The organism is Kitasatospora sp. NPDC057692 (assembly GCF_042799475.1).
Classification (GTDB): Bacteria; Actinomycetota; Actinomycetes; order Streptomycetales; family Streptomycetaceae; genus Kitasatospora.
In genome coordinates, this window is sequence record NZ_JBHVIV010000029.1 from 17,636 (window position 1) to 41,964 (window position 24,329).

The following is a 24,329-nucleotide window of genomic DNA, read 5'->3' on the forward strand; positions in this document are numbered from 1 at the left end:
CGAACGGCGGACGAACGCCGGGCGAAGCGCCGTACGCGCCCGGAGCGGGCCAACGGGCGCGAGCCGCAAGGCCGGGCGGGTTCGCCGACCGTTCCGGGACGCCGAAATCCGCCTCGGGTAAGGGGTTTTGTCTACGCGCGTTACCGGGCCGTGCCCGGTCGCCTCAGGCCGCCCGGGTGCCCGGAGGGCGGATCGGCTGGCCTAGACTCGAAGGCGTGCCACGTGGTGACGGAAGACTCAACCACGATCTTCTTCCCGGCGAGAAAGGCCCCCAGGACGCTTGCGGCGTCTTCGGTGTCTGGGCTCCCGGCGAGGAGGTCGCCAAGCTCACGTTCTTCGGCCTTTACGCCCTGCAGCACCGCGGTCAGGAATCCGCGGGCATCGCAGTGAGCAACGGCTCCCAGATTCTCGTCTTCAAGGACATGGGACTCGTCTCCCAGGTCTTCGACGAGGCCTCGCTGGGGTCGTTGCACGGGCATATCGCCGTCGGACACGCCCGCTACTCGACCACCGGTTCCTCGGTCTGGGAGAACGCCCAGCCGACCTTCCGGGCGACCGTGCACGGCTCGCTGGCCCTCGGTCACAACGGAAACCTGGTGAACACCGCCGAACTGGCGGCCATGGTCGCCGAACTCCCCGGCGAGGAGCACGTCTCCCGCTCCGGGAGGACGGCCGCGACCAATGACACCGACCTGGTGACGGCGCTGCTCGCCGGCCACCCGGACCTCTCCATCGAGGAGACGGCCAAGGTCGTCCTGCCCAAGGTCAAGGGCGCCTTCTCGCTCGTCTTCATGGACGAGAACACGCTCTACGCCGCCCGCGACCCGCAGGGCATCCGCCCGCTGGTGCTGGGCCGGCTGGAGCGCGGCTGGGTGGTCGCCTCCGAGACGGCGGCGCTGGACATCTGCGGCGCCTCCTTCATCCGCGAGGTCGAGCCCGGCGAGCTGATCGCCATCGACGAGAACGGCATGCGCACCTCGCGGTTCGCCGAGGCCAAGCCCAAGGGCTGCGTCTTCGAGTACGTCTACCTGGCCCGCCCGGACACCACCATCGCCGGCCGCAACGTCCACCTCTCCCGCGTGGAGATGGGCCGCCGGCTGGCGAAGGAGGCCCCGGCCGAGGCCGACCTGGTGATCGCGACGCCCGAGTCCGGCACCCCGGCCGCCATCGGCTACGCCGAGGCCAGCGGGATCCCGTACGGCTCCGGCCTGGTGAAGAACGCCTACGTGGGCCGCACCTTCATCCAGCCCAGCCAGACCATCCGCCAGCTCGGCATCCGGCTCAAGCTCAACCCGCTGCGCGAGGTCATCCAGGGCAAGCGCCTGGTCGTGGTCGACGACTCGATCGTCCGCGGCAACACCCAGCGCGCCCTGGTGAAGATGCTCCGCGAGGCCGGCGCCGCCGAGGTCCACATCCGGATCTCCTCGCCGCCGGTGAAGTGGCCGTGCTTCTTCGGCATCGACTTCGCCACCCGCGCGGAGCTGATCGCCAACGGCATGACCATCGAGGAGATCGGCCGCACCCTCGGCGCGGACTCGCTCTCCTACATCTCGATCGACGGCATGATCGAGGCCACCAAGCAGCCGAAGGACCGGCTCTGCCGGGCCTGCTTCGACGGTGAGTACCCGATGGAGCTGCCGGACCCCGCGCTGCTCGGCAAGCTCCTGCTGGAGGCCGAGATCAAGGGCGGCCAGCAGGCCCCCGCGGTCCGCGGCAAGCCGACCAGCGGCAGCGACCTGGACGGCGTCCAGTCGCTGCTCGGCGGGGCGGGCGCGGCCGACGCGCTGCGCCGCCCGTAACGACGAACCCCGGTGGGGTCCCGCACCCGGGGCCCCACCGCCGTTCCAACCCCCACCACAGACCCGAAAGGGCCGCACAGCAGTGACTACCGACCAGAACGGCGCCACCTACGCCGCCGCCGGCGTGGACATCGAGGCGGGCGACCGCGCCGTCGAGCTCATGAAGCAGTGGGTGAAGAAGGCCAACCGCCCCGAGGTGGTCGGCGGTCTCGGCGGCTTCGCCGGCCTCTTCGACGTCTCCGCCTTCAAGAACTACGAGCGGCCGCTGCTGGCCTCGGCCACCGACGGCGTGGGGACCAAGGTGGCCATCGCGGCCGCCATGGACAAGCACGACACCATCGGCCACGACCTGGTCGGCATGGTCGTCGACGACATCGTGGTGTGCGGCGCCGAGCCGCTGTTCATGACCGACTACATCTGCGTCGGCAAGGTCGTCCCGGAGCGGGTCGCCGCGATCGTCAAGGGCATCGCCGAGGGCTGTGCGCTGGCCGGCTGCGCCCTGGTCGGCGGCGAGACCGCCGAGCACCCGGGCCTGCTCGGGCCGGACGAGTACGACGTCGCGGGCGCCGGCACCGGCGTGGTCGAGGCGGACGCGCTGCTGGGCGCCGAGCGCGTCCGGGCCGGCGACGTGGTGATCGCGATGGCCGCCTCCGGCCTGCACTCCAACGGCTACTCGCTGGTCCGCCACGTGCTGCTGAACCAGGCCGGCTGGAAGCTGGACCGCAAGGTCGAGGAGTTCGGCCGCACGCTCGGCGAGGAGCTGCTGGAGCCGACCCGGATCTACTCGCTGGACTGCCTGGCGCTGATCCGGGCCACCGAGGTGCACGCCTTCTCGCACGTCACCGGCGGCGGCCTGGCGGCCAACCTGGCCCGGGTGATCCCGGACGGCCTGCACGCCCGCCTGGACCGCGGCACCTGGACCCCGCTGCCGGTCTTCCGGACCGTCGCCGAGGTCGGCAAGGTGGCCACCCTGGAGATCGAGAAGACGCTCAACATGGGCGTCGGCATGGTCGCGGTCGTCCCGCCGCACTCGGTGGACGCCGTGCTGGCGGTCCTGGAGGACCGCGGTGTGGAGTCCTGGGTGCTGGGCGACATCGTCGAGCGCTCCGCCGAGCACGACGGCGGCGCGGCCCTCTACAACGCCTACGAGGGCTTCACGGGCTGAGCCCGGCCGATGAACGGCGAAGGCCCCTCCGGCACGGCCGGAGGGGCCTTCCGCGTTCCGTCCGGATGCGGGCCGGCGGGTGCGGGAACGCCGAAGACCGGCCCGGTGCGCTGGGCACCGAGGCCGGTCAGGTCAGACTGGGAGACTACGCGCGACGGCGGGCCTGGGAGGGCCCGGTACCCGACTCGGTGTCGTCGTCCTCGCCGTCATCGGCGTAACGAGCCGCGTACTCCGCGTACGGGTCGTCGTCCTCGTCCTCTTCGATCGGCTCCGGCTCGATCGGGGAGGTGGAGGGCGATACGCCCAGCTCGCTGGAGAGACGATTGGCGTCGAACCCGCCGCTGTTGTACTTCAGCTCGCGGGCGACCTTCGTCTGCTTGGCCTTGGCCCGGCCGCGCCCCATGGGTCGACCCCCTCAACGATGGGGCTCACGGCCCCGAGTCTGACACGTGTTCATGATCAAGAGCGGCCTGCCCGAATGGGGAGAACCGTCCCTTGGAGCATTAACGGTACCTGTTTCTGCCGCTGGACGGTACGTCGTCAGTGTGACGTGGCGCGCACCAGCCGCACCCACGACCAGGTCGTCCCAGGTCAAGGGAGGTTTTGCGGCTTTCTGCACGCTGTCCGGAGGTGTCTCAGGTCCGTTGTTTCCTCACCGATTATCCCCCCAAGGGGGACCTTGGATCACCCGATCGGGCGCAGAAGTGAGAATCCGGTTCCACATTGTGATGCGCGGGGGACGGATGTGGACGCCCCCCGCGCATCACCGGTCGGTCCCGGCCCGGCCGGACCGGAATCAGCCGCGGCGGGCGCCCGGCAGCAGCACCGAGCGCAGCGCGCTGATCTCGCGCATGCGCTTCTCCGCGAGGCGGTCGGCGGCGACGGCCGGCGGCACGCCGTCGGAGGCGGCCCGGGTGAAGATCTCCAGGGTGGTGTCGAAGATCCTCGTGGCCTTGTTCTTGGCGCGCTCGAAGTTGAAGCCGTCGATCTCGTCGGCGACCTGGATGACGCCGCCGGAGTTCACCAGGTAGTCCGGGGCGTAGAGCAGGCCGCGGTCGGCGAGGTCCTTCTCGACGCCCGGGTGGGCCAGCTGGTTGTTGGCGGCGCCGCAGACGATGGCGGTGCCGGCCTCGCCCAGCGCGGCGACCGTGTCGTCGGTGAGCGCGCCGCCGAGCGCACAGGGGGCGTAGACGTCCAGCTTGGCCTGGAGCAGCGCGGCGGTGTCGGCGACCACCTCCACCTCCGGGTGGGCGGCCCGCACGCGGTTGACCGCGGCCTCGGAGACGTCGGTGACGACGACGGTGGCGCCGTCCGCGACCAGGTGGCCGACCAGGTAGTGGCCGACCTTGCCGACGCCGGCCACGCCGACCCGCTTGCCGCGCAGGGTGGGCTGGCCCCAGCGGGCCTGGGCGGAGGCGCGCATGCCCTGGAAGACGCCGAAGGCGGTCAGGATGGACGAGTCGCCGGCGCCGCCGTGCTCGGGCGAGCGGCCGGTGACGAACTCGGTCTCGCGCGCGATGACGTCCATGTCCTGGACGTAGGTGCCCACGTCGCAGGCGGTGATGTAGCGGCCGCGCAGCGACTCGACGAAGCGGCCGTAGGCCCGCAGCATCGCCTCGTTCTTGTCCTTGTTCGGGTCGCCGATGATGACGGCCTTGCCGCCGCCGAGGTCGAGGCCGGCCAGCGCGTTCTTGTAGGACATGCCGCGGGAGAGGTTGAGCGCGTCCTCCAGCGCCGCCTCCTCGGAGGCGTACGGGAAGAAGCGGGTGCCGCCGAGGGCGGGGCCCAGGGCGGTGGAGTGGATGGCGATGATCGCCTTCAGGCCGGAGGAACGGTCGTGGCACAGGACGACCTGCTCGTGGCCGTCGCCGGTGGCGCCGTCCTGGGGGTTGCCGAAGATCCTGCCGAGCACGCCGGGTGCGGAGTGCGTGGGGGCGGCGGTCTGTACGTCGGTCACTGTGGTGACTCCAGTAATCGAGGCCCGCTTGCTGTGGTGCGGGCGCCTAGGGCGAAGCGTAGCCCCGAGGGCCGTGCCGGTCCGCCCCCTTGGCGAAGCTCGACCGGGTTGTCCGAGGGGTGAGACGGGAGTGGTTCCCAGCAGCCCGTTCGTGCTCCGCGGGTGCGTCCGCGAACGGGGCCGCCGCCCGGCGCCCGCCGGGTGGCGGCCGCCGGGCACTCCCGGGCGGCGGGGGGTGCGTGCGACGATGCAGGACGTGACCGTCGTCCGTACCTCCGTGCTGCCGCCCTACGCCGCGCACCTGCGGGTCTACGAGCCGCTGGCCGCCTACCCGGAACCCGAGCGGGCGCACTGGCAGGCCTACGCGGCGGAGCACGGCCCGGACGCGCCGGAGGCGGGCCGTTCGGTGGCCGCGGCGGCGCTGGCGGAGCAGCGCACCGCGCTGGCCGAGCTGGTCGGCCGCACCCCGCGGGCGCTGCCGGAGCGGGAGAGCGAGCGCGCCTTCGTCCGGCTCGTGGACGGGGTGCTCTACATCTGCCCGTGGGCGACCAGGCTGCGCAGCTGGCAGGCGCTGGAGGAGCTGCGGGCCGGGGCGCCGGTGGCGCTGGTGGACACCGCGCTGCCGCCGGCCACCCGGGCGGAGGCGGAGGCGGACCGGGAGCGCTGGCGGGCGGAGCACCCGGACGCCCGGCCGTGGATCCTCACCAGCCGGTGGGAGGTGCCGGTGCGGTGGTTTCTTCCGTTCGGGGACGAGGATCGATGCTTCGTTCCCGCAGGGACGGGGGAGAAGGGGGAGGAGGGAGTCCGGGGGGACCGGGCGTCGTTGTTCTATCTGACGCCGATGGCGCAGGCGCGCCGCCGGGTGGCCCGGGCGTACCGGGCGTTGCGCGAGGCGGTGCCGGAAGGGGAGCTGGTGCGGGGGGCGGAGCAGGTCGGGCGGTGGCTGGAGGAGTTCCATCCGCGGTCGCTGGTGGAGCTGGACTACGGGGGGCTGGTGCATCTGCTGGGGCCGGAGCGGCTCGTGGCGGACCATTCGGCCGGGGAGCTGGAGGACGGGCTGCGCGCGATGCGGGCGGGGGACAAGGCGGAGGCGGTGCGCGCCTACGAGGGGCTGCTGGTGCGCTGGCGGAGGGTGCTGGCACTGCGCCACGCGAACTGAGCCGGGCGGGCCGGGTGCGGCGGCCCGAGGGCGGCCCGAGGGCGGGCCGAGGACGGGCTGAGGGGGCGTCACCGCTGGCCGGGCCAGGTGTCGGTGGTACTTGTAAGACTGTTGGAGGCCTGTGGCCTGAGTCATATGACCAAGGTCCTGGTTCGGGTCAATAGCTGTCGAACGTGACACTACTCACTGTTGACGCGAACTCACCCCTATGTGCAAAAATGGGACAACCAGCCCAAGTTCACGTGAGCGTGCCCACTTTTGGGTGGTTCTGGAGTCGATGCGTGCTTTGCGGGGAAACAGCGGGTCTGGTCCCCTCGTAACCTAATGTCACTATAGGGTGACCGCCCGTTATGGGGTGGTCCATCGCCATCCGTCGGGCTTGAACCCGTGAGGGGTCAATTTTGGCGGTTTGGTCGATAGGGCTGGACGGATGGTGTAGTTGTAGACACCAGGACAAGCCGTTCGTCCTATAACCGACTCGGCCCGTCTATGCCATTTCGGGCATCGCGGGCCAAGGTGCAGAATTTGAAGGATAGAACCGCCCTGGTTCGGTTCTCCGAGGAGGCCGCTCATGACCGCTCGTACCCCCGATGCCGAGCCCCTGCTGACTCCGGCAGAGGTCGCCACCATGTTCCGTGTGGATCCCAAGACCGTGACCCGCTGGGCTAAGGCCGGCAAGCTCACGTCGATCCGCACCCTGGGCGGCCACCGCCGTTACCGTGAGGCGGAGGTGCGCGCCCTGCTGGCCGGTATTCCGGCCCAGCGAACCGAGGCCTGACGGGCCGAACGCTCAAGGCTCTTTCGAAGGGGCTGCTTACCGGACTCCGCCGGGTCCGGTAAGCAGCCCCTTTGCTTTGTCCCGGGGCCTTCTGCGGGCCTTCTCCGGGGCCTTCTGCGGGGCCTTCCGCAGGGCTTGTCGCGGGGCTTGTCGCGGGCTCGTTCCGGACCTTGTCCGGGCCGTCCGCGGAGTTCGTCTACAGGCTTGTCGTACTCGCGCGATCCGCCCGGAATGTTGAACTCCGGATAACGATTTGAGGGGGAAGAGGTGGGGGGGATTTACTGTGAATAGCAGTACAATTTTACATATTAAATTAAGCCCTTCCGGGAAGGGCCCCCGAACGGCCGGTTCCCGGGAAACGCGGGTGACGACCATCACACGCATAGTCACTTGTGGTCTAGACCTAGTCCGGGTAAAAGAGGTGGCCCGGCAAACGCGAGAGGCCCGGAACCAAACGGTTCCGGGCCTCTCGACTACGGCGATCCCGACGGGACTTGAACCCGCGACCTCCACCTTGACAGGGTGGCGAGCTAACCAACTGCTCCACGGGACCAGAGTGTTCCTGATCCGTCCGCTCCGCTTTCCTTTCGGGCCGCGCTGCGAACAAGACAGATCGTAGCCCATGTGGGGCCCCCAGGTCGAACCGGCTCCCGAGGGCCCCCGGCGCAGCTCAGAGCGTGGCCCGGGCCGCCTCCATCGCCTTGGCGATCCGCTTCTCCGAGACCGGCGAGGGCGTGCCCAGCGACTGGGCGAAGAAGCTGACCCGCAGCTCCTCGATCATCCAGCGGACCGCCCGCACCTCGGGCGAGGGCTGCCGCCCGGGCGGCACGGCCGCCAGCAGCTCCCCGTAGGCCTGCTGGACCTGCTGCACCTTCAGCAGCTGCTGGGCGTCCCGCTGCGGGTGGTTGGGCAGCGCCTCCAGCCGGCGGTCCACCGCCAGCAGGTAGCGCTTGAGGTCCGGCAGCCGCTGCCAGCCGGTCGCGGTGACGAAGCCCGGGTGCACCAGCGAGGCCAGGTGCAGCCGGACGTCGTTCACCGCGTTCAGCAGCACCGGGCTGCTCACCGACTTCAGCCGGGTCGAGGCCTTGTGGAAGGCGATCAGCGCGGTGGCCGTCTTCAGCGTGGTGTCCGCCGAGAGGTCGTACAGGTCGGCCCGGACCTTGTCCCGCAGCGCGGCGAAGGCCGGCTCGTCCCAGGCCGGGCCACCGGCCAGGGTCATCAGCCGGTCCGCGGCGCAGGCCACCACGTCCTCGAACAGTGCCGGGATCGAGCCGTGCGGGTTGTAGGACAGCGCGAGCTTGGCCTGGTTGCCCAGCCGGCCCTGGATCGACTTGGCGGGCGAGGTGGTGGAGAGCATCAGCAGCCGCCGGGTGCCCTCCCACATCGCCCTCTCCTGCGCCTCCGGGGTGTCGAACAGCCGGATGCCGACCGTCTCCCCCTCGTCCACCAGCGCCGGGTAGGCGCGCAGCGCGTGGCCGCGGGAGCGCTGCTCGAAGGTGCGCTGCAGCACCGGCAGGTCCTCCGGCCAGGCGGTCAGCCCGGACCGCTCGATGCCCCGGCCGGAGGCGGCCGAGGAGAGCGTCTCCTTGAGCTTCGGGTTGAGCCGCTGCCGCAGCTCCTCCAGGTCCTTGGACTCGGCGAGCCTCTTGCGGCCGTCCACGACCCGGAAGGTCACCTTGAGGTGCTCCGGGACCCGTTCCCCGTCCCAGGCCTCCGGAGGCACGGTGACGGCCGTCAGCCGCTTCAGGGCGTGCTCCAGGGCCGGGAGCAGCGGTTCCTGGCGCTCCTGGTGGTCCCTCAGCCCGCGCAGCGCGGCGCGGGCGAAGTCCGGGGCGGGCACGAAGTTGCGCCGCACCGCCTTCGGCAGGGACTTGATCCAGGCGGTGACCAGCTCCTCGCGCAGGCCCGGGATCTGCCAGTCGAAGCCCTCCGCGGTGACCTGGTTGAGGACCGGCAGCGGGATGTGCACGGTCACGCCGTCCGCGTCGCTGCCCGGCTCGAACTGGTAGGTGAGCTGGAAGCGGAGCGCGCCCTGCTGCCAGTGGTCGGGGTAGTCGGCCTCGGTGACGCCGTCGGCGGCGTCGTTGATCAGCATCGACTTCTCGAAGTTGAGCAGGTCGGGCTGGTCCCGGCGGGCCTGCTTCCACCAGGAGTCGAAGTGCCGGGTGGAGACGATGTCGTCGGGCAGCCGTCCGTCGTAGAACTCGAACAGGGTCTGGTCGTCGACCAGGATGTCCCGGCGGCGGGCCCGGTTCTCCAGCTCCTCGACCTCGCTGAGCAGCTTGCGGTTCTCGGCGAAGAAGCGGTGGTGGGTCTCCCAGTCGCCCTCGACCAGGGCGTTGCGGATGAACAGCTCGCGGCAGAGCTCCGGGTCGATCCGGCCGTAGTTGACCTTCCGCTGGGAGACCACCGGCACCCCGTAGAGGGTGACCTTCTCGTAGGCCAGGACGGCCCCGGCCTTCTTCTCCCAGTGCGGCTCGCTGTAGCTGCGCTTCACCAGGTGGCCGGCCAGCGGCTCGACCCACTCGGGCTCGATCTTCGCGTTGATCCGGGCCCAGAGCCGGGAGGTCTCCACCAGCTCGGCGGACATCACCCAGCGCGGCGGCTTCTTGAACAGGCCCGAGCCGGGGAAGACCGCGAACCGGGCGCCGCGCGCACCGCCGTACTCGCGCTTCTCGACGTCGTACAGGCCGAGGTGGGAGAGCAGGCCGGCCAGCAGCGACTGGTGGATCCGGTCGGCGTCCGGCTCGGCGTCGTCGTGCGCCTCCTCGATGGTGACGCCGAGCTGCTTGGCGACCGTGCGCAGCTGGGAGTAGATGTCCTGCCACTCCCGTATCCGCAGGTAGTTGAGGAACTCGGCCTTGCACATCCGGCGGAACGCGGAGGAGGAGAGCTCGCGCTGCTGCTCCCGCACGTAGCGCCACATCGACAGGAAGGAGAGGAAGTCGGAGGTCTCCGAGGTGAACCGGCGGTGCCGCTCGTCGGCCGCCTGGCGCTTCTCGGCGGGGCGCTCGCGCGGGTCCTGGATGGACAGCGCGGCGGCGATCACCATGACGTCGCGCACGCAGCCGTTCCTGTCGGCCTCCAGGACCATCCGGGCCATCCGCGGGTCCACCGGGAGCTGGGCCAGCTTGCGGCCGAGCGGGGTGAGCCGCTTGCGGACGTCCTTCTCCTCCGGGTCGAGCGCGCCCAGCTCGTGCAGGAGGTTGACGCCGTCCTTGATGTTGCGGGAGTCCGGCGGGTCCAGGAACGGGAAGGCGGCGATGTCGCCGAGGCCGGCGGCGGTCATCTGGAGGATGACCGAGGCCAGGTTGGTGCGCAGGATCTCGGCGTCGGTGAACTCGGGGCGGGAGAGGAAGTCCTCCTCCGAGTAGAGCCGGATGCAGATGCCGTCCGAGGTGCGGCCGCAGCGGCCCTTGCGCTGGTTGGCGCTGGCCTGGCTGATCGCCTCGATCGGCAGCCGCTGGACCTTGGTGCGGTGGCTGTAGCGGGAGATCCGGGCGGTGCCGGGGTCGATCACGTACTTGATGCCGGGGACGGTGAGGCTGGTCTCGGCGACGTTGGTGGCCAGCACGATCCGGCGGGAGTTCGAGCGCTGGAAGACCTTGTGCTGCTCGGCGGAGCTCAGCCGGGCGTAGAGCGGCAGGATCTCGGTGCTCCTGAGCTTGAGCCTGGTGAGCGCGTCGGCGGTGTCCCGGATCTCGCGCTCGCCGGAGAGGAAGACCAGGATGTCGCCCGGGCCCTCGGCCTGGAGCTCCTCGGCGGCCTCGCAGATCGCCTGGATCTGGTCGCGGTCGCGGTCCGCCTCGTCGGCGTCGCCGTCCTCGTCGTTCTCGTCCACGATCGGGCGGTAGCGGACCTCGACCGGGTAGGTGCGGCCGGAGACCTCGACGATCGGGGCGTCCGCGAAGTGCCGGGAGAACCGCTCCGGGTCGATGGTCGCCGAGGTGATGATCACCTTGAGGTCGGGGCGGCGGGGCAGCAGCTGCTTGAGGTAGCCGAGCAGGAAGTCGATGTTGAGGCTGCGCTCGTGAGCCTCGTCGATGATCAGGGTGTCGTACTGGCGCAGCTCGCGGTCGGTCTGGATCTCCGCGAGCAGGATGCCGTCGGTCATCAGCTTGACCAGGGTGTCCGGGCCGACCTGGTCGGTGAACCGGACCTTCCAGCCGACCGCCTCGCCGAGCGGGCTGCGCAGCTCCTCGGCGACCCGCTCGGCGACCGTGCGGGCGGCGATCCGGCGGGGCTGGGTGTGGCCGACCAGGCCGCGCACGCCGCGGCCCAGCTCCAGGCAGATCTTCGGGATCTGGGTGGTCTTGCCGGAGCCGGTCTCGCCCGCCACGATCACCACCTGGTGGTCGCGGACGGCTTCGAGGATCTCGTCCTTCTTCTGGCTGACCGGCAGCTCGGCGGGGTAGTCGATGGCGGGCACGGCGGCGCGGCGGCGCTCGACCAGCAGCTCGGCCCTGGCGACGTCGGAGGCGATCTCGGCGGCGATCTTCGCGCGGGCCTCGGGTTTGCGGACCCGGCGCGCGCCGTCCAGCCGGCGGCCGATCCGCACCTGGTCGCGCAGGGTCAGCTCGGGCAGGCGCGCGGCCAGCTCGCCGATGCCGGGCCCGTCACCCGGGGCGGACTCGGCGGCGGACTGGACTGCGGGAGAACTCACGGCGGGCATCCCTCTAGGTTCGCAAGGAGATGCGGCGGAGCGCACCTCGGTTTTCGAGCGTCTCCAGTGTCACAGGGGACGGCCGTCCGCTGCCAACGGCGGCCCGCGCCGCCGCCGGAACCGTACGGATCGGGGTCGTCGCGCTGCGTGAGGGAGGAGTGGGCGCGCCCCGCTACCGCCAGTGGAGGACGACCGCCGGGAGGGCGGTGCCGGCCACGAGGAGGACGATCAGGGCGACCAGCTGGGAGGTCGGCAGACCGAGGAGCCTCTCCGGCGGCCGGACCCGGGCGGCCGGGTCGGTGCTGAGCCGCCACCAGTTGCGGACGCGGTGCACCTGCTCGTCGAAGTCGGGGGAGGGGTGCGTGCGGTCCTGGATGAGCCCGCTCAGGAAGCGGCTGCGCCCGTCGGCGAAGTGGATCTGGAGCGTCCGGTAGTTCCCGAAGCGGTGGTCCAGCTCGTACACCTCGATCCACCGGACGTCCGTCCAGGGGTGGCTGCGGGCGCGCCGGCCGTAGGAGCCGCGGATGGTGATCCCTTCCGGTCCCACCGTGCTCCACGCGTCGCGGGCCAGCAGACGGGGGACGGCGAGGACCGCGACGCCGCCGATCATCCAGAGGACGGTCGTCGCGCCGAGGTCGTACACCGCCCGGGTGACGGCGATGGCCGCGGCGGCCGCGGCCGTGACGGCGAGATTCCAGGACCAGCGGTACCGGTCCTTCGAACGGAAGGTCAGTTCGTCCACGTCCGGCAGCCTACGCCTGGCGTGATCGGGCGTCATCACCCGGGGCGAGTAGGGGTGTTGACGTGCGGCTCCGGCCCTCCTGGAGGACGAAGTCGCGGACCAGCCTGGACCAGGCGGCGCCCTGCTCGTGGACGACGACGTGGCCGCTGTCGATCTCCGCGTAGGTGCTGCCGGCGATGGCGTCGGCGAGCTCGCGGGAGAGCCCGACCGGGACGGTGGCGTCCTGGGTGCAGCCGATCACCAGGGTGCGGGCGGTGATCCGGGGCAGCAGCGGGCGGATGTCGGCGCGCAGGTTGAGGTCGATGTGGCGCAGCGCGCCCTCGGTGGGCCCGTTGCCCCTGATCGAGGCCTCCAGCACGTCGCGGTCCAGCGCGTTCAGGTGGTCGCGGCTGAACGCGGTCAGGGTGCCGAACCGGCCGAAGAGCTCGGCGTTGCCGTGGACGGCCCGCCAGACGGTCATGTGGTTGCGCAGGTAGGCGTCGTCCGGGCGGCTCCAGCCGGCGGTGAGCACCAGGCTGCGGACCAGCTCGGGACGGAGCGCGGCGAGGGCGGCGGCCACCACCGAGCCGAGCGAGAAGCCGACCACGTCGGCCGGGTCGTCGCCGGCAGCCTCGATCACGGCGGCGATCTGCTCGGCGAGCAGCTCGGGGGTCAGCTCGCGGCCGTCGTCCTCGGTGTCGCCGCAGCCGGCGAAGTCCGGCAGCAGGACGGTGCGGACGTCGGTGAAGCCGCCGACGAGGTGGCCGAAGGTGCCCGCGGCGCCGAACCCGGTGCCGTGCACGAAGACCAGGGGCGGACGGCCGGAGCCCTCCACGGCGTAGGAGACGCGGGCGCCGGGGCCGGCGGCGAAGGGCATGGCGGTCCTCCTCGTGGGAAGCGGTCGGTACGGCTGTTCGACCGGCTGCTGCGCGGGCCGGGCACCGCCGAGATCCGGCGGGGCGACCGCCCGGTGGACGGGATCCGGCCCGGGGCGTTGCCCGGCGGCCGCCCCGGGGGCGGTGCGGTGCGCCCCCGGGGGGCGGTGCGGACCGGGACCGTCATCGGCCGAGCGGATCCGGGTCCCGGGGGCGGCGGGCCCCCGGGACCGGGGAGTCCCGGGGTCAGGACCGCAGCGCCCGGTCGACCAGGGCGCCGGCCGCGCCGGTGTACCCGGCCGGGTCGCACAGCGCGGTGATCTCCTCGGGGGTGAAGTGCCCGGCCAGTTCGGCCCGTTCGCCGAGCACCTCGGCCAGCGTCCGGCCCTCCCGGTCGGCGGTCAGCGAGACGTCGGTCAGCAGCTGCTTCGCGACCGCCTTGCCGAGCCCGGGCGCCAGCCGGGCGGCGATCCGCTCGGAGACCAGCTGCCCACCGGTGAGCTCAAGGTTGGCCCCCATCCGCTCCGGGCGGACCAGCAGGCCCTCGGCCAGCTCCACCGAGGTGTGCGCGGCGCCGCCGGCCAGCCGCAGGCACTCGCGCAGCAGCAGCCACTCGGCGTGCCAGGCGCCGCCGGAGCGCTCGTCCTCGGTGACCAGGCACTGGGTCAGCCCGGCGGCGAGCACCGGCACCTGGAGCGCGGCGCTGCGCAGCAGGGTGGAGAGCACCGGGTTGCGCTTGTGCGGCATCGCCGAGGAGGCGCCGCGCCCGGCGACGGCCGGCTCGACCAGCTCGCCGACCTCGGTGCGGGTCAGCGACTGCACGTCCACCGCGATCTTGCCGAGCGCCCCGGCGGTGAAGGCCAGCGCGGCGGCCAGGTCGGCCATCGGGGTGCGCAGCGCGTGCCAGGGCAGCGCCGGGCGGGCCAGGCCGGTCTCCGCCGCGAAGGCGTCCACCAGCCGGTCCAGGTAGGCGCCGGCGTCGGCGTCCGGGTCCGGGCCGTCCAGCCGGGCGTACTCCAGGTAGCCGGCCAGGGTGCCGGCGGCGCCGCCGAGGGAGACCGGCAGCCCGTCCGCCAGCACGGCGGCGAGCCGACGGTCGGCGTCCAGCACCAGCTGCCGCCAGCCGGCCGCCTTGAGACCGAAGGTGGTGGGCACCGCCTGGAGGGCCAGGGTGCGGCCGGCCAGCACGGTGTCCCGGTGCCCGGCGGCCAGCTCGGCGAGCGCGCGGGCGGTGCGCTCCAGGTCGGCGCGGATCAGCCGCAGGGCCCGGGCGGCGACCAGCATCGCGCCGGTGTCCAGGATGTCCTGGCTGGTCGAGCCGCGGTGCACGTACTCGGCGGCGGCCGGGTCCTCGACGGCCACCGTCCGGGCCAGCGCCTGGACCAGGCCGACCACCGGGTTGGCGGTCTCCCGGGAGGCCAGCGCGAGGGCGCGGGCGTCGAAGTGCTCGGCCCGGGCGGCCCGGGTGATCGCGGCGGCCGCGGCCGGGGGCACCGTGCCGAGCCCGGCCTGGGCGCGGGCCAGCGCGGCCTCGGCGTCCAGCATGGCCTGGAGCCAGGCGCGGTCGGCCACGGCCGCCTCGACCGGGGTGCCGGCCCGGACGGGCGAGAGCAGGCCGGAGTCGGTGTCCGCCCCGGTCGGGGCGGGCTGCTGGTCGGTCATACGACGACGCCTCTCGGTTCGGTCTCGTCGGTCTCGTCGGTCCCGTCGGTCCCGCTCGGGGTGAACGTCCCGTCGGTGCCGTCGGTGCCGTCGGTGCCGGTCCCGGCGGTGGTGCCGTCGGCGGTCCCGGCGGCGCGGCCGCGGGGCGGGAGGGGCGCGGTGGGCCACTCGGGCGCCGGGGAGAGCGCGAGCACCGCGCGGGCGATGGCGTCGGAGTCGCCCAGCGTCACCGAGTCGACGCCCGGGCGGATCCCGGCCGCGGTCACCCAGTGCACGGACTCGGTCGGTATCCCGTAGGCGAAGCGGCGCGGATGGGCCCGGCCGCGGGCGTCCAGCAGCCGGTAGGGCCGCTCGGTGACGGCGAGCCCGCCGGTCTGGTAGCCGCCGTGCTCGCCGGCGATCCGGTAGGGGGCGCACTGCTCGGTGTCCAGCAGGTGGCGCAGCAGCGGGTCGTCGGTGCGGCGCAGGTCGGGCTCGGGCAGCCGGGCCTCGACCAGCACCGAGGCGCGGACCGGCGGGCCGGGGACGGCGGTGGAGTGCGCGGTGAACGCCGGGTCGACCGGGTCGATCCGGATCTCGGTGCCGGGTCCGAGGAGTTCGACCACCCCGGCCTCGATCAGCGCGATCAGCTGCTCGATCCGCTCGGTCGGCGGACCGATGGACAGGAAGGCGTTCAGCGGGGTGTACCAGCCGTCCAGGTCGTCCCGGTAGGAGGTGCCCTCGATGCCGCCGTGGTCGACCGCCAGCCGGATCTCGTTGCGCAGGTCGCGCAGCACGTCCAGGGCGGCCTTCAGCGGGCCGCTGAGGTTGCCCGCCCGGGCCTCGGCGACGTCCTGGCGCAGGTGGTCGAGGAGCCAGCCGCGGAAGTCCGCGCGGTCGGTGAACTCCCGCCCGGCGTAGGGGCGGGAGAGCCGCTCCCAGCTCCACCGCTCGGCCGCCGGGAGGTCGTACGCGTCGAGCACCGCGGCCGGGTCCTCTGCGGTCAGGAACCGGTCGGTGAAGTCCGCGCGCTCGGCGCCGCGGGCCTTGGCGGTGAGCAGCGCGCCGTAGTAGACGGCCTCCGCCTCGCGGGCGACCAGCGGCCAGAGGTCGGTGGCGAAGCGCACCGGCTCGCCCCGGCGGACCCGCTCGCGCAGCGCGGCGACCACCTCGGTGGTGAGCAGCCGCGGCAGGTGGCGTCCGTAGGCGCCCTTCTCGTTCTCGCCGCGCGCGTGGTACGGGATGCCGCGCCGGGAGGTGGCGTAGATCCTCGGCTCGGTGCCGGAGGGGCGGTAGAGCAGGGCGCCGTCCACCCGCTCGAAGTGGCCGCCGCGGCCGAGCGTGAACAGCGCCATGTGGTCGAAGAAGTTGAGGCCGAGGCCGCGCAGCAGGACGCTCTGGCCGGGCCGGGTGGCGACGTGGACGTCGGCGGGGTTGGCCGGGGTGACGTAGTCGAGGTGGTGGATCCGGGCCAGGCTCGCGGTGCGTGCCTCGCGCGGGGTGAGCCGGGTGGGGACGTGGCCCTGGGCGAGGACGACGGCGTCCAGCCGGTTCAGCCGGGTGCCGTCCTCCAGCCGGACGCCCTGCGGGCCGCCGGGGAAGCCGTGCGCGTCGGCCATCGCGACCGCCCGGGAGCGGTGCACCCGGACGGTCACGCTGGGCGGGGCGGCGGCGACCACGGCGCGGAAGGCGTCGTGCAGGTACTGCCCGTAGAAGGCGCGGGTCGGGTAGGTGTTCGGACCGAGGTCGGCGGCCTCGGCCAGGGTCTGGTCGTCGTGGCGGGCCGGATGGTCGGGGGACATGCCCTCATGGGCGATGGACCTGGCCCATTCGTACAGGCTCGGGCCGGGTTCGACCGGTCCCTCGATCCGTACGCTGTCGTCGGTGTACACGGTGATCTGCGAGGCCACCGTGTTCATCAGGAGATGGCGGGACTGGTCCGGGCGCCAGACCCGGCCCGCGCCGGGAGGCGCCGGGTCCACCACGTGCACGGTGACGGTGGCCCCGGCGGGCCTGGTTCGTTCGTTGGCGCAGAGCCGTTCCAGTACCGAGAGGCCGCGCGGACCTGCGCCGATGACGCAGATCTGGAGATGACGATCGATCATGCCCACGGCTCGCCATCGTAGTTGTGATGATCTGATGATGAAAAGGTTTTGCCCCCGTGCATCCGGTCCCGCGCCCGGCCGGACCACCCCGCAGGACGTGGGGGATCCGCCCGTACCGGTGCGAAAGCCGTGCGCCGCTACATCGCGCGGTCCGCGGCGCACTTGAAATGAAGCGGGCTTGAAGTCCTAGGCTCGAAGGACGTTCCGGAGATCCCAGGAGGGAAGCGTTCCATGGCTGTTCAGCTGAACCACACGATCGTCCCGGCGCGGGACGCCGAGGAGACCGCCCGCTTCCTCGCCGAGGTCCTGGGCCTCGCCGCCCCGGAGCGCAGCGAGCCCTTCGTGGTCGTCCGGCTCTCCAACGGCGTCGCCCTGGACGTGATGGGGACCGGCGGACCGGTTCCCACCGGGCACTACGCCTTCCTGGTCGACGACGAGGAGTTCGACGCCATCCTCGGCCGTGTCGAGGAGCGCGGACTCACCTACTGGGCCGACCCGTTCCACCGCCACGCCGGGCGGATCAACGACTGGTCCGGCGGCCGCGGCGCCTACTTCGAGGACCCGAGCGGCCACAACCTGGAGATCATGACCCGGGCCTCCGGCGACAGCCGCTGACCGGATCCCCGCCCCGCCGCACCCCCTGACCTCCTGTTCTGCCCGTTCGGCCGGTCCTCCGGGGCCGGCCGTCGGCGTTCCCGGCAACGGTTCGGGCCCGGTCCGGGCTCTGGTCGGGTGAGGAGGTACTCATGAGAGCCAAGAAGGCCGAGCGGGACGCGGAGTTCAACGCGTTCGTGACCGGTGCCTGGCCGCGTCTGCTGCGGACGGCGTTCCTGCTGACCGGCGACCGCTACCTGGCGGAGGACGTGGTCCAGACCGCACTGGAACGGACCTACGCCGCCTGGGGGCGGGTCACCCGGGCCGACGAGCCGTACGCCTACGTGCGCCGGATCGTGGTCAACGAGCACGCCCGCCGGTTCCGGCGCCGGGTGCCGGAGCAACTGGTCACCGCCGTGCCGGAGCGGACCGGCCCGGACGGCTTCGCGCGGCTGGACGACCGCGCCGCCCTGCTGGAGGCGCTCGGCACGCTGCCGCCCGGGCAGCGCCAGGCGGTGGTGCTGCGGTACTGGGAGGACCTGAGCGAGTCCCAGGCCGCCGCCGCCATGGGCTGCTCGGTGGGCACCGTCAAGAGCCAGGCGTCGAAGGGCATCGCCAAGCTGCGCGAGCTCTCCTCACTCATCACCGTGACGAGCATCGGAGGTACGGCATGAACCGCGACGGGACGCCCGGGGACGCGACGGTCGAGGGCGGCGAGGAGGTGGCCCGGGCGCTGTCCGGGCTGGCGGGGGCGGTGGAGCCGGGCCCGGCGCCGTACTCCGCCGTGCTGGCCGGCGGCCGCCGGCGGGTGGTCCGGCGCCGGACGTCCCTGGGCGGCGCGCTGGCCCTGGCCCTGGTCGCCGCGGTCGGCGGCGTCGCGGCGGTGAACGGCGGGGTGGGCCGGTCGGCGGTCGGCGGCGCGACGGTGGCGGTCTCGACCGCCGACGCCTCGGCCGTCGTGCTCCCGGGCGCCGCCCCGACCGCGTCCGGGAACCCCCGCGACCCGCTCGTCCCGACCCGGATCCAGGTGCTCGCGGGCACCGAGGACGGCCGGCCGTGGAGCGTCTGGGCGGCCCTGTGGCCGGCCCCGGGCAAGGAGCGGATCCTGGAACAGGCCCGGATGATCTGGGCCGAGGACGCAGCCGCCGGCTACCCCTGGCCCGCGCCGACCGAGGAGTACGTCACCCGGTACGGGACCCCGGACTCGGACCACGTGGTCTTCTACTACTACCTGGACGGCAAGCGCCTGGCGACGCCCGCCGAGGCCTTCGTCGCACCGCCGGGCTCCCCGGTCGGCCTCACCTCCGCCGTGTCGTCCGACCAGCGCTTCTCCAAGGTCTGGCTGGGCCGGCAGGCCAAGAACGGCGAGGACGACCCGCTGTTCCACGTCCCGAAGGCCCAGGCCGGGCTGATCGGCCCGGACGTCGCCCGCGCCGAGGTGCGCTGGACCGACGGCGCCACCGCCGAGCCCGCCATCCTCGCCCTCGGCGACTCCGGGGCCCGCTGGATCGCCGTCGCCAAGCGCGGGATCCCCGCCGAGCTCCGCCTCTACGCCGCCGACGGCTCGCTGATCGCCGCCGACGGCAGGTGGCTGGACAGCTGACGGGCCGCGGCCGCCCCTGCCCGGGGGGAGGGGGCGGCCCCTGCCCCGAGCACGACGAAGGCCCCGGAGAGAATCTGAATCTCTCCGGGGCCTTCCCGCCTTTTCAGGCTCCTGTGGCCAGGGCCGGGGTCGAACCGGCGACCTTCCGCTTCTCAGGCCAAGCCGGGGCGTCGGGATGCCCCGATTCGAGCGCTTCTGCCGTCGGTGGGACGGCTGCCCTTGGACGCCGCCATCCGGGCCGGTTGGCGTCAGTGTTGGCGTCAACCGGCACGGACGAGCCGGTTGGGCTCACCAGTCGAGAGCGCGGAGCCGCTGGTTCGTCCGGTGCAGGTCGAAGCGGGTCGGGTCGAAGCCGGCCGCTGTTTCGAGGCCGAGCCAGCGCAGCAGATCCTCGCGCTCGGGATGGGTGGGGTCGCTGAGGGCCCGCTTGAGGTCCTCATAGCCGCCCGGACCGCCGCAGTCCTCGGGCGGACAGGCTCCTGCCCCGTCGACGCACAGCGGGTAGTGGTGGCCCGCCTCGGCAGCCACTTGGCGCTCGACGAGGATGCGGTGCTCCCACGAGTCACCGAAGTCGTAGGTGTAGTCGAGGAATTCTCCCTCCTTGACCACGGCGTCCAGGGCGGCGGCGGTCTCGTCGACGAAGTCGAGTTCGGAGGAGGGATGGCCGTAGTCGACGCCTTTCACGTCGAACGCGTGCAAGTGGCAGTTCTGCCAGCCCATGGCGGCCTGGATGGCCAGGTGCAGTCGGTCGAGGCGGAATCCGGCCGGGATCTGAACGCGGCGCCAGACGGCGGGCTGTTCCACATCGGCGAGTTCGATGCGGAGCTGGTAGACGGGATCGCCTGGGCGTGAGTCCCCGCGCAGCCGGGCCATGGCTTGACGGCCCCGCGGGGTGAGGGCGACGGCGTCGCCGACGCGCTGGACCGAGCCGAGGCCGAGGAGCGTCGCGAGCACGCGGTCCATGTCGCGGTCGTTGCTCCGGCGAAGCAGCCGGAGGCGGTCCTCGGGAAGATCGTCGAGGACGTAGAACCCGGAGACCTTGTCCCACACCGCAGCCTGGAGCTCCTGCTCGGGAACCAGGTCGTCAGCGGCATACAGGCTCATCAGCAGCGCCCGAAGCCCGGCCGGGTACTCCTCGGCGAAGATCGAGCCGAGCCACCCGGCGGGGAGCACCGCCTCGCTGATGCGCGGCAGGGCCTCGAACAGTGCGTCGAGGACTTGCTCGGGGTCCTCCGACACCCGCGCGTTCTTCTTGACCGGCACCAGACGGCCGCCGACGACCCGAAGCAGCCGGGCCGCCTTGGCCCATTCCACCAGCAGGTTCAGGTGGTACAGCTCCTGGCTGGACTTGGTCTTGAAGGTCCTGTCACCGATGGCCGGGTCGACGGTGTCGCCGGTCTCCAGGAGCGCGACCAGGGCCCGCGCGTCGGCGAGGGTGACCTTGCCCGTCTGGGTGAGCTTGCGCCCCGCGCCGATCCAGCTGACGAGATCTCGGATCTGCTCGACGGTGCGTGGTTGCTCGGGTTCCATCATCGGTTCCTGTCTGCCTCGGGCTTGACGGATTCCATCATCGAGGATCGGCAGACCCGCTAGGGTCGCGGCGATGAGCGAGTACCAGTACTACGAGTTCATGGCGATCGACCGCCCGCTGACCTGCGAGGAGCAGGAAGAACTGCGATCGCTGTCGACCCGGGCCCGGATCACCGCGACCAGCTTCACCAACGAATACCAGTGGGGCAACTTCCGTGGCGACCCCAGGCGGATGGTGGAGCAGTACTACGACGCCCACCTCTACCTGACCAACTGGGGCACCCATCAGGTGATCCTGCGCGTACCCAAGAGGCAGGTCACGCAGCGAGCGGTGGAGCCGTACTGCGTCGACGAGTATGTCGAGGCATGGACGACCAAGGCCCACCTCATCCTCGACCTGCGCAGTGAGGACGAGAGCGGAGACTGGGACGAGGGTGCCGAGGACTCGCTCGGCACCCTCGCCGGGGTTCGGGCCGAGCTGGCCTCCGGGGATCACCGTGCCCTGTACCTCGCATGGCTGTCCGGCATCGGCGCCTGGGCACTCCAGGACGACGACGAGGATGAGTACCAGGCGACGCTTGAGCCCCCGGTGCCGGCCGGGCTCGACCGCCTCACCGCACCGCAGCGGGCTCTCGCGGACTTCCTACGTGTCGACGCTGACCTCCTGGCGGTCGCCGCCCAGGCCAGCCCGCCCGCCCCCGCCCCTCGGAAGCGGCCCGGGAAGAAGGAGTTGGCCCCGCTGATCGCCGCACTTCCCGAGACGGAGAAGAACGACCTCCTGCTGCGCCTGGCACTGGGCGATGAGCCTCAGCTGGGGGCCGAGCTTCTGCGCCGCCTGCGCGGCGAACCGCCCGTCGCGACGGTGCCGGGGCAGCGCTCGGTGGCCGAATTGCTGGACGCCGCGCACGCGCTGGCCACCGAGCGCCGGCAGGGTGCCGAGCGGGTTCGAGTCGAGGCACGGGCGAAGAAGCCGGCAGCCCTGGCCGCCGAGGAGGAAGCGATCTGGCGCGCGGTCGAGGATCACGTCGGCTGTAAGCAGGCGGCCCGCTACGACATCGCCGTGGCACTCCTGGTCGAACTCCGCGATGCCTGTGACCACGTCGGACGCGGCCCGGAGTTCCGGCAGCGGCTGGCCGCGCTCCGCGACCGGTACCGGCACCTGCCCGGACTCCTGCGCCGGCTCGACGACCGGGCCCTGCGGGGCTGACGTCCGTCCCTCCCGCTTGTCGGGCTCGCCGAGGGATATCAGGGGCCAGACCGGAGTCAGTGCCCCTCGGTCCAGAACTGCTGGAGCCGCGCGATCGCCTGGGCCTTGTTCAGCTCGGCAACCTGGCCCTCGGTGAGCCCGACACGGTTGATCAGCAGGTGGACCAGATCCGCGGGAAGTGCCTCGCGTGGTGGCTCGGGCGTGCCTCGATCGGGAAGCGTGCCGTCCAGGACGCACGGCCAGAAGACATCCTCCGTCACGTCCAGCTGATCGCGGAGGACGTGCGCCCAGATGCTCGCGCCGTACGCGGTGCGGTCGACCGGATGCGACACCCGAGTACGGAGGATCCGCCCGTCGGGGAGCCCGAATTCATAGGTGATGTGGTGGGTGCCGGTGCGACCGCGCGCGTCATGTACGCGTTCCCAGCCTTCAACCTTGCAGAACTGCTCGTGTCGTTCGCGTGTCGGCCGGGGCCAGGTCACTTCGCGACTCCGAGCAGCCACTCACGGAGCTGCGCGTCGTCGCTGAGACCGATCAGCTGGACCAGGCCCCAGTTGTCACGGTGGTTCGGAGCGTTCAGGAGCCGGTCCTGCCAGTCCTCCGCGTACTCGCGGAGCGCGTCGACCATCTCGTCGATGGCCTCGTCGAACGTGCCGCCGTCCGCGGCGACCGGGAGGCCGGGGAAGAACACCGACCAGCCGCCGCCCTCGGCGACCACCTCGGCCTTGGAGGGGCACAGCAAGGTGAGGGCATGGCGCAGCCGCCCCGCGTCGACCACCGCCGCATATCCGGTGTCCCTGCGAACAGTCGCGACCCGGCCTTGTCCTGCTGCGTCCAGCAGATCCTTCAGGTGCGCTCGGGCTTCGGTGTAGCTCTCGTAGTGGACTGCTGCCATGGGAAGCCTCCTCGTCCAACCAGGGTCGTCCGAGCGGCGAAGTACGTCAAGTACGTAACGTACGCGGAGTAGGGCGTGAGGGAGTGACCGTCCGCTGTGCCGTCGGCGTCAACGGGCACGAAAATGCCCCCGAAGCGATCTGCTTCAGGGGCATCGTGCCTGTTCAGGCTATGTGGCCAGGGCCGGGGTCGAACCGGCGACCTTCCGCTTTTCAGGCGGTGCTAGGCCGGATGGAAGCGAGGGTGTTGCGCAGAACGGCGTGTGAGGGTGTCCCGTCGCTGCTGTAGCTGTACGTCAGTGTTGGCGTACATGTGGGCGTACGCGCGAAGCCCTCAACAGCGCCCTGCAAGCTCCTGGCTTGCTCCAAAGCGACGGTTGCCTTCGTTGGGCAACCATGCGACATGAAGAAACTTGCCTGTCTGGCCAGCTTTACTGAACCTGTGAAGCAACCGAAGCAGGCAAGCTTCCCTGGTTGAGAAGACCTTCGCGTGCGAGGATGCACAGGTGGATGACGCTGATCTGACCCCCGCGACGCTCCTGCAGCAAGGGCTGGAAGCGTTGAAGGGCCTGCTTGGGCCGTCCTGGACTGTCACTCTTATGCCTGAGCGCGGCGCAGCGGCCATGGTTGAGGTTAGGGCTGAAGGGGACAGTGTTCTCACTCAGCTGTTGGTGGACCCGATGCTGGCGGTCACACCGAGGGCAGTGGAAGAGACGCTCGTCCCTAAGGTTGAGCTGCTGCGACAGCTGAATCACTACACAAATCTCATGGTCATGGCGCCATGGATTTCAACCAAAGCCCAGCAGCTCCTGAGACAGCACAACATCGGCTACCTGGACCTCACGGGCAACGTATCGCTTCGGGTGTCACGCCCAGCCATCGTGGTCTACACCGAGGGGGCCCTGCAGGCACCTCGTGCTCTTGCGGCACAGCAGAGCAAGACGACTCTAGGCGGGCCGAAGGCTGGTCGACTGGTTCGCCTGCTCGTCGATGCCCGCCCGCCCTACCGTGCTAGTGAGCTCGCTAACGCCTCAACCCTGAGCCTGGCCTACGTCTCACGGCTCTTGGGCACCCTTGAAGATCAGCTGCTCATTCGCCGCGAGGGGCGAACCATCACGGACGTCGACTGGCGGAATCTTCTGCGGGAGCGAGCAGCTCAGGCCAGCCTGCTTCGGCCCGGCACCTACATTGGCATGATCGCCCCCAACGGCATCCCAACCGTGCTCAACCGCATTAAAACGTTGCCGCCAAACCTGGTCGATAGCATGGCTGTCACAGGGTCCTACGTTGCTCGCCAGATCGCTCCTGTGGCAGCCGGTGGGCAGCTCATGCTCTACGTTGCTCCGTGGGCGCGCACGGACGACTTCGCTGACGATCTCGGGCTGCTACCTGTGCCTGAGAACGCCGATGTCCTTCTGATTCAGGCACCCGACCAGGCGGTCTTCGCGCGTACTGTGGCTGTGGACGGAGTCCCACAGGTAGGACTGAGCCAGTTGGTCCTGGACTGCCTCTCTGGCCCTGGCCGGATGCCCGCCGAGGGCGAAGCCGTTTTGGAGTACATGTCAGCCCATGAGGGTGAATGGCGGGCTTTCAGTATTTCGGACCTGCGACAACGGCTACGCCCCTAAGATCGCGTTCT

At 71.6% G+C, this 24,329-nt stretch carries 19 protein-coding genes and 2 tRNA genes; 9 read left to right on the forward strand and 12 right to left on the reverse strand.

Annotated elements, in window-relative coordinates; genetic code table 11:
• Positions 1-215: 215 nt before the first annotated feature.
• Both purF and purM read left to right on the forward strand, forming a co-directional pair.
• Complete coding sequence (gene purF, locus ACFVFS_RS18300) at positions 216-1,799, forward strand: amidophosphoribosyltransferase (RefSeq protein ID WP_376086576.1); 1,584 nt, start codon at positions 216-218, stop codon at positions 1,797-1,799.
• 82 nt (positions 1,800-1,881) lie between these two features.
• The gene (gene purM / locus ACFVFS_RS18305; protein ID WP_380625294.1) at positions 1,882-2,964 is read left to right on the forward strand and encodes a phosphoribosylformylglycinamidine cyclo-ligase; all 1,083 of its coding nucleotides are present in this window, start codon (positions 1,882-1,884) and stop codon (positions 2,962-2,964) included.
• 145 nt (positions 2,965-3,109) lie between these two features.
• Here purM and ACFVFS_RS18310 read toward each other — a convergent pair whose 3' ends face one another.
• Both ACFVFS_RS18310 and ACFVFS_RS18315 read right to left on the reverse strand, forming a co-directional pair.
• Positions 3,110-3,367 (reverse strand): DUF3073 domain-containing protein, encoded by a 258-nt coding sequence (locus ACFVFS_RS18310; protein WP_327679361.1) that lies wholly within the window; start codon positions 3,365-3,367, stop codon positions 3,110-3,112.
• Between the two features lie 393 nt (positions 3,368-3,760).
• Complete coding sequence (locus ACFVFS_RS18315; RefSeq protein ID WP_380625296.1) at positions 3,761-4,921, reverse strand: Glu/Leu/Phe/Val dehydrogenase dimerization domain-containing protein; 1,161 nt, start codon at positions 4,919-4,921, stop codon at positions 3,761-3,763.
• Positions 4,922-5,168: 247 nt separating this feature from the next.
• Between ACFVFS_RS18315 and ACFVFS_RS18320 the strand changes: the two genes are divergently transcribed.
• Together ACFVFS_RS18320 and bldC are read left to right on the forward strand one after the other, a co-directional pair.
• Positions 5,169-6,080 carry a hypothetical protein gene (locus tag ACFVFS_RS18320; protein ID WP_380625298.1) on the forward strand — a complete coding sequence of 304 codons (912 nt, stop codon included), beginning with the start codon at positions 5,169-5,171 and terminating at the stop codon, positions 6,078-6,080.
• Positions 6,081-6,651: 571 nt separating this feature from the next.
• Positions 6,652-6,858, forward strand: a complete 207-nt coding sequence (gene bldC, locus ACFVFS_RS18325; protein WP_014137253.1) for a developmental transcriptional regulator BldC — start codon at positions 6,652-6,654, stop codon at positions 6,856-6,858.
• 479 nt (positions 6,859-7,337) lie between these two features.
• Here bldC and ACFVFS_RS18330 read toward each other — a convergent pair.
• The 6 genes from ACFVFS_RS18330 to ACFVFS_RS18355 form a co-directional block, all read right to left on the reverse strand.
• A tRNA-Asp gene (locus ACFVFS_RS18330) sits at positions 7,338-7,411 on the reverse strand.
• A 117-nt stretch (positions 7,412-7,528) separates the two neighbouring features.
• Positions 7,529-11,530: an ATP-dependent RNA helicase HrpA gene (gene hrpA, locus ACFVFS_RS18335; protein ID WP_380625300.1), complete on the reverse strand. Its 4,002-nt coding sequence runs from the start codon at positions 11,528-11,530 to the stop codon at positions 7,529-7,531.
• Between the two features lie 163 nt (positions 11,531-11,693).
• The gene (locus tag ACFVFS_RS18340) at positions 11,694-12,263 is read right to left on the reverse strand and encodes a hypothetical protein (protein ID WP_380625302.1); all 570 of its coding nucleotides are present in this window, start codon (positions 12,261-12,263) and stop codon (positions 11,694-11,696) included.
• Positions 12,264-12,273: 10 nt separating this feature from the next.
• Positions 12,274-13,119 (reverse strand): alpha/beta fold hydrolase, encoded by an 846-nt coding sequence (locus ACFVFS_RS18345; protein WP_380625304.1) that lies wholly within the window; start codon positions 13,117-13,119, stop codon positions 12,274-12,276.
• A 244-nt stretch (positions 13,120-13,363) separates the two neighbouring features.
• Positions 13,364-14,779, reverse strand: coding sequence for a lyase family protein (locus ACFVFS_RS18350; protein ID WP_380625305.1), 1,416 nt, complete (start codon positions 14,777-14,779; stop codon positions 13,364-13,366).
• Positions 14,776-16,863 carry an FAD/NAD(P)-binding protein gene (locus tag ACFVFS_RS18355; protein WP_380625307.1) on the reverse strand — a complete coding sequence of 696 codons (2,088 nt, stop codon included), beginning with the start codon at positions 16,861-16,863 and terminating at the stop codon, positions 14,776-14,778. Before ACFVFS_RS18355 ends, ACFVFS_RS18350 begins: the two co-directional genes overlap by 4 nt.
• Positions 16,864-17,094: 231 nt before the next feature.
• Between ACFVFS_RS18355 and ACFVFS_RS18360 the strand changes: the two genes are divergently transcribed.
• The 3 genes from ACFVFS_RS18360 to ACFVFS_RS18370 all read left to right on the forward strand — a co-directional run bounded on the left by ACFVFS_RS18360 (position 17,095) and on the right by ACFVFS_RS18370 (position 19,060).
• The gene (locus ACFVFS_RS18360) at positions 17,095-17,478 is read left to right on the forward strand and encodes a VOC family protein (RefSeq protein WP_380625309.1); all 384 of its coding nucleotides are present in this window, start codon (positions 17,095-17,097) and stop codon (positions 17,476-17,478) included.
• Positions 17,479-17,609: 131 nt separating this feature from the next.
• Positions 17,610-18,131, forward strand: a complete 522-nt coding sequence (locus tag ACFVFS_RS18365; RefSeq protein ID WP_380625311.1) for a SigE family RNA polymerase sigma factor — start codon at positions 17,610-17,612, stop codon at positions 18,129-18,131.
• Positions 18,128-19,060, forward strand: coding sequence for a hypothetical protein (locus ACFVFS_RS18370; RefSeq protein ID WP_380625313.1), 933 nt, complete (start codon positions 18,128-18,130; stop codon positions 19,058-19,060). The genes ACFVFS_RS18365 and ACFVFS_RS18370 overlap by 4 nt, the downstream gene beginning before the upstream one ends.
• Positions 19,061-19,348: 288 nt before the next feature.
• Here ACFVFS_RS18370 and ACFVFS_RS18375 read toward each other — a convergent pair whose 3' ends face one another.
• Complete coding sequence (locus tag ACFVFS_RS18375; RefSeq protein WP_380625315.1) at positions 19,349-20,593, reverse strand: plasmid pRiA4b ORF-3 family protein; 1,245 nt, start codon at positions 20,591-20,593, stop codon at positions 19,349-19,351.
• 70 nt (positions 20,594-20,663) lie between these two features.
• Here ACFVFS_RS18375 and ACFVFS_RS18380 point away from each other — a divergent pair, with 70 nt between their 5' ends.
• Complete coding sequence (locus ACFVFS_RS18380; RefSeq protein WP_380625317.1) at positions 20,664-21,797, forward strand: hypothetical protein; 1,134 nt, start codon at positions 20,664-20,666, stop codon at positions 21,795-21,797.
• A gap of 56 nt (positions 21,798-21,853) precedes the next feature.
• On the opposite strand, the gene ACFVFS_RS18385 is transcribed toward ACFVFS_RS18380, so the two are convergent.
• From ACFVFS_RS18385 to ACFVFS_RS18395, 3 genes are all read right to left on the reverse strand, one after another.
• Complete coding sequence (locus tag ACFVFS_RS18385) at positions 21,854-22,279, reverse strand: cytotoxic translational repressor of toxin-antitoxin stability system (protein ID WP_380625319.1); 426 nt, start codon at positions 22,277-22,279, stop codon at positions 21,854-21,856.
• Complete coding sequence (locus ACFVFS_RS18390) at positions 22,276-22,692, reverse strand: prevent-host-death protein (protein ID WP_380625321.1); 417 nt, start codon at positions 22,690-22,692, stop codon at positions 22,276-22,278. The genes ACFVFS_RS18385 and ACFVFS_RS18390 overlap by 4 nt, the downstream gene beginning before the upstream one ends.
• A 173-nt stretch (positions 22,693-22,865) precedes the next feature.
• Positions 22,866-22,930: transfer RNA gene (locus ACFVFS_RS18395), tRNA-Phe, on the reverse strand.
• Positions 22,931-23,196: 266 nt separating this feature from the next.
• Here ACFVFS_RS18395 and ACFVFS_RS18400 point away from each other — a divergent pair.
• Entirely contained in the window at positions 23,197-24,318 is a 1,122-nt protein-coding gene (locus ACFVFS_RS18400) for a hypothetical protein (protein WP_380625322.1), read from the forward strand.
• Positions 24,319-24,329: the final 11 nt, after the last annotated feature.

Coding starts and splice junctions, on each gene's coding strand:
- ACFVFS_RS18310 (WP_327679361.1), bottom strand. CDS start 3,367: ATGGGGCGCGGCCGGGCCAAGGCCAAGCAGACGAAGGTCGCCCGCGAG.
- ACFVFS_RS18320 (WP_380625298.1), top strand. CDS start 5,169: ATGCAGGACGTGACCGTCGTCCGTACCTCCGTGCTGCCGCCCTACGCC.
- bldC (WP_014137253.1), top strand. CDS start 6,652: ATGACCGCTCGTACCCCCGATGCCGAGCCCCTGCTGACTCCGGCAGAG.
- hrpA (WP_380625300.1), bottom strand. CDS start 11,530: ATGCCCGCCGTGAGTTCTCCCGCAGTCCAGTCCGCCGCCGAGTCCGCC.
- ACFVFS_RS18345 (WP_380625304.1), bottom strand. CDS start 13,119: ATGCCCTTCGCCGCCGGCCCCGGCGCCCGCGTCTCCTACGCCGTGGAG.
- ACFVFS_RS18350 (WP_380625305.1), bottom strand. CDS start 14,779: ATGACCGACCAGCAGCCCGCCCCGACCGGGGCGGACACCGACTCCGGC.
- ACFVFS_RS18355 (WP_380625307.1), bottom strand. CDS start 16,863: ATGATCGATCGTCATCTCCAGATCTGCGTCATCGGCGCAGGTCCGCGC.
- ACFVFS_RS18360 (WP_380625309.1), top strand. CDS start 17,095: ATGGCTGTTCAGCTGAACCACACGATCGTCCCGGCGCGGGACGCCGAG.
- ACFVFS_RS18365 (WP_380625311.1), top strand. CDS start 17,610: ATGAGAGCCAAGAAGGCCGAGCGGGACGCGGAGTTCAACGCGTTCGTG.
- ACFVFS_RS18370 (WP_380625313.1), top strand. CDS start 18,128: ATGAACCGCGACGGGACGCCCGGGGACGCGACGGTCGAGGGCGGCGAG.
- ACFVFS_RS18375 (WP_380625315.1), bottom strand. CDS start 20,593: ATGATGGAACCCGAGCAACCACGCACCGTCGAGCAGATCCGAGATCTC.
- ACFVFS_RS18380 (WP_380625317.1), top strand. CDS start 20,664: ATGAGCGAGTACCAGTACTACGAGTTCATGGCGATCGACCGCCCGCTG.
- ACFVFS_RS18390 (WP_380625321.1), bottom strand. CDS start 22,692: ATGGCAGCAGTCCACTACGAGAGCTACACCGAAGCCCGAGCGCACCTG.